Raw genomic sequence first — 3,503 nt, 5'->3', positions numbered from 1 at the left:
ATTACACGCGGCTTGAATTGCAGTGGGACGACGCCGACTACAAGAGCCTAAGCCGTCCCGGCGAGCAGGGCTCGGACCCCAGACGGCTGGATGCGGGCCAACAGCAGACGTACAGACCTCAGCTTCAGTAAATTGCCCGCATGCCAGAAAAGTACAAAGACAGGATAGAGGTCTACTGCAAGGAGGCCGGCATCGAGATTCCCATCGGTTTCTATCGCCACTCTGACACGCCAGCCCTTCGGTGCCCATCCGTCGCCAAAAAGTGGGCGGTGTCCATACCATCTCGTCCAGCAGCGGACCTTCGACCCTAGTTTTCAAAGCAGGAGATTTGATGCCGTTCGATTTGGATGAGCGCTGCATACAGGCTGCTGAGCAGGCTTTGGGCGTCAGCTTTCCGACGTCGTATCGCGTGGCCATGATGAGAAGCAACGGAGGCGCGGTCGCAACCGAGAGCGACGACTGGGATCTGTATCTGGCGGACGACAATTATCTTGAGCCGCTCAAAGTAGTTGACGCCGGGCATCTGTATCCCATCGCGGACGATTCCGACAGAAAGCGGTTCGCCCGGACCCTCAATGGCGTCGTCCCCGAGACACAGCGTGCGAGAGACTGGCGTGGTTTCCCATCAACCGCGGTGCTTCTGGGGGGCAACGGCGAAGGTGATCAGCTCGTCTTTCTGGCGGTTGGGAAAGGGCTTGGTCCGAAGATCTTCATTTGGCGTCATGAGACGTGCGATTTGGTCCGCGTCGCCGACGACTTCGCAGCCCTTGTTACCGGAGCCGCTTGACGGCCATGTTTGCTGGTCGCGCCGCCGGGCAAAATTCGGCTATCGGTCTACATCATCTATGAAATTGTATTTTGGTGCTGCATTGCTCGTGATCTCACGCTTGGCCTTTGCAACGCCTGCGGTAGAGACTTGGAGCACAGCAACTGCGACCAGACCTTCAGACAGGTGGGTCTTGGTATATCGATTCGCCGACCGGTTGTCCCCGGGACTAAAGAGGTCGAATCAGCCCGAACGAGTCACCATCACTTGGCGGTATATCGGAAACAATGGGCTCCCTGCAACTTCTGAGCGGAAGTCCATGGATGCTTTGGAAGATGTGATTAATGGCCTCGGGCCAAACACAGCCACTTTGGTTTTCGTTTCCACGGGCAACAATCGGCGCCAATGGGTTTACTACGCTGAGTCTGCCAGCAGCTTCGTCGGCGCTGTCCGGAACGTGCAGTCGAAGGCTTCGGCTGTGCCGCTCGAATTTGAGACTGCTCCTGATCCAAGCTGGACCTTTCACGATTCGTTCGTGCGCTCTATCCGGCGCTAAACCGCCGCGCCAGAGAAACACGTTATCGGCTTGATCCTAACCTTCAGTTTGAGTGACCGCTCGTCCGGCGCCAGCTTCGGGCCCAAAGCGCTGAGGCCGCGACCGGCCACATTCGGCCCAGAACAGTCCTTCCCCCCGTCCAGTAAGCCGACGCTCAGATCCGCCAGTAGGTTGGCGCTTGGCTCACGGAAGCCTTTTTCCTCTGCGGTAGTGCACCGGCGAGAGCCGTTTGATGGGATCGAACTGCGCCATGTATTCGGAGACCTCCCACAGCCACGCCTCCTGAACTTCATACCTCGAGTCGTACAGGATCCAGACGAGGAAGTCCCATTCGTAGTTTGTCGCCTTTGACACCCAAGTCACAAAGCTGCCCGGCTTCCCGCTCGGCCGGTTGCCCTTGACTTGATAACGCTTGCCCTGGAAAACGAAATCGTAGCCCTTCTGCACAGCCGTCGCACCATACATGCATTCGGAGTACTGCTCCGGCGTAAGCCCCAACAACATTGCCGCATCGTATTCGGACAGAGTTGAGGTAATCGAGGGCGCATTGCCGAACGCCTGCTCCCACTTGAGAGCCGTCTGGACGAGTTGCTGCCGGAGCTGCGGCATAAGCGCCCTACCTAGATTTAGCCATAGGCATTTCAGGAACCTATTCGGAAACCTCAGGCGAACTGAGCACTGGGACGCTCTCAAGGTCGCACATGAGCACGGCGTGATCAGAGATGGAGTTAGCCTGACCGCAAAGGGAGAATTCACCGATGGTTGTCAGCACGACTGGATGCGTCGCCCGACATTGGCGTGTAACCAGCACATGGTCAATCTCGCTGCGCACTCCGTTGTGTCCGTGGTACGTTGCCCCTACCGTTGCCACGCGGGTCCACCCGTTTGCCAGGATGRCCTGGAGGTGCCTGCCCTTCTGATAACCAAGAGATTTCAGGGAAACGTTCAGGTCCCCCAGAATGACCGCTGGCTGCTCACAAAGTCGCGCTGCCAGGTCCGAAGCCCACTCCCATGCCGCGAGCAGATGCGCCACCTCCAGACGGTCGTAAGCCGGGACGCGCATACCCACAATCGTGATTTCGTCCGTGCGGACGCCAAGGACATTTGTGCGCAGGTGAGGTTCGTGCGTCGGTACTTGCAAGTCGACCTGCTCGATGGGCTTACGAGACGCAATAAGTACCCTGTTCGCATGCACTCCACACGGGGCTGCAGGTGAGATGCGCTGATGGCAGTACCCCGATTCGAACAGCACTCCCCTAAAGGATTCTTCTTCGCTCTTCGGATAGAACTCGTTCAAGCAGATGAGGTCCGCGTCCAGGGCGCAAGCAGCATGCGCCGCCTCCGGTCTGAAAGTCGTCCGGCCAACCCTATGATTGATATTCCAAGTGGCTATTCGCATACGGTTCCCGTTCATCATCCCGCCGACTCGGTTGCAGCGAAGCAAGTCTCCCGAGCCGAAACTCGGGACAGAACTTTTCTCTTTCGCTACCTCGTACGCGCACGATAGTTGAAGCTCACCGTCCCTGGCGAGGGGCATTTGTCATGTCTTCGAACACGGCGACGGCGGCGGGAACACGCTCGGGTAGCCTTCGGTTTGGCGGTACTCCATAGCCGGTATAAGAGGGGAAGGCCGGATCAGAGAAGTGGACGCTCGTTCCGCCCTCTGCTTTCCCCCGAACGTTGAGACGTTTCTGCCAAAGAAGTTAGGCACAAATGCCCATTGCTCGCGACYGACGACGATGGGATGCTCCAGACATCGCGTTCGCGAGTCCTGCGGTTCAAATTGGATAGAGTTCACGACATGGCACATCTCAGCCTCACAGAAGCATTCGCCCGATACGGAGCCACCCTCAAGAATCCGATGTGGTCAGTCTCTGCCTGGACGATGCAGGGAGAGCTAGTGGTGAGCCAATGGGCGCACCACTACCGGAAGGGGCCGGAGAATTCGGCCGAGTATTGGGGCCGCACCACGCGTTGGGAGGGTCCTGGGAAGAACGAATTCAAGGCCAATCTCGAAAGAGCGAAGGCACACGGAAGTCAGGTCCGCCTTGTGATCGTGAGCACAAAGGAGGTCGCGCGAGTCGAGGCTGGCGAGGATGCGAGCAAGTTGAAGAAGGAATTTGACGCTCGCCCTGAGTTGGTCGGAGAAGTGGCGGAGCTAGGGCGTGTTAACACTAATTG

5 protein-coding genes are annotated in these 3,503 nt (G+C 57.9%); 3 read left to right on the top strand and 2 right to left on the bottom strand.

What is annotated here, in order from left to right:
* Positions 1 to 331 precede the first annotated feature (331 nt).
* Entirely contained in the window at positions 332 to 787 is a 456-nt protein-coding gene (locus tag AC1DOC_RS24940) for an SMI1/KNR4 family protein (protein WP_015867309.1), read from the top strand.
* Positions 723 to 1,322, top strand: coding sequence for a DUF695 domain-containing protein (locus AC1DOC_RS24935; protein WP_080515756.1), 600 nt, complete (start codon positions 723 to 725; stop codon positions 1,320 to 1,322). Before AC1DOC_RS24940 ends, AC1DOC_RS24935 begins: the two co-directional genes overlap by 65 nt.
* 183 nt (positions 1,323 to 1,505) lie before the next feature.
* Here the strand turns inward: AC1DOC_RS24935 and AC1DOC_RS24930 are convergent, their stop codons facing one another.
* Together AC1DOC_RS24930 and AC1DOC_RS24925 are read right to left on the bottom strand one after the other, a co-directional pair.
* Complete coding sequence (locus tag AC1DOC_RS24930) at positions 1,506 to 1,931, bottom strand: hypothetical protein (protein WP_436311649.1); 426 nt, start codon at positions 1,929 to 1,931, stop codon at positions 1,506 to 1,508.
* A 40-nt stretch (positions 1,932 to 1,971) separates the two neighbouring features.
* Complete coding sequence (locus AC1DOC_RS24925) at positions 1,972 to 2,721, bottom strand: endonuclease/exonuclease/phosphatase family protein (protein WP_478130703.1); 750 nt, start codon at positions 2,719 to 2,721, stop codon at positions 1,972 to 1,974.
* 402 nt (positions 2,722 to 3,123) lie between these two features.
* Between AC1DOC_RS24925 and AC1DOC_RS24920 the strand changes: the two genes are divergently transcribed.
* On the top strand, positions 3,124 to 3,503 hold a 380-nt coding region (locus tag AC1DOC_RS24920; RefSeq protein ID WP_478081244.1), incomplete at its 3' end, for a hypothetical protein.

It is taken from the genome of Variovorax sp. 01T439_2, from assembly GCF_056398445.1.
The sequence above is the reverse complement of the archived record's forward strand: the minus strand, read 5'-3'. Positions and strand labels throughout refer to the sequence as shown.